Raw genomic sequence first — 221 nt, forward strand, 5'->3', positions numbered from 1 at the left:
CGGGAACTCTGAGACAGGTGCTGCATGGCTGTCGTCAGCTCGTGTTGTGAAATGTTGGGTTAAGTCCCGCAACGAGCGCAACCCTTATCCTTTGTTGCCAGCGGTCCGGCCGGGAACTCAAAGGAGACTGCCAGTGATAAACTGGAGGAAGGTGGGGATGACGTCAAGTCATCATGGCCCTTACGAGTAGGGCTACACACGTGCTACAATGGCGCATACAA

Annotated in this window: 1 rRNA gene; it reads left to right on the top strand. The window is 54.8% G+C overall.

From position 1 onward, the window contains the following. Positions 1 to 221, top strand: a 16S ribosomal RNA gene (locus FHC52_RS23125); the annotation flags it as partial.

Origin of the sequence: Enterobacter sp. EC_64 (genome assembly GCF_019584165.1) — a bacterium.
Classification (GTDB): domain Bacteria; phylum Pseudomonadota; class Gammaproteobacteria; order Enterobacterales; family Enterobacteriaceae; genus Enterobacter; species Enterobacter roggenkampii.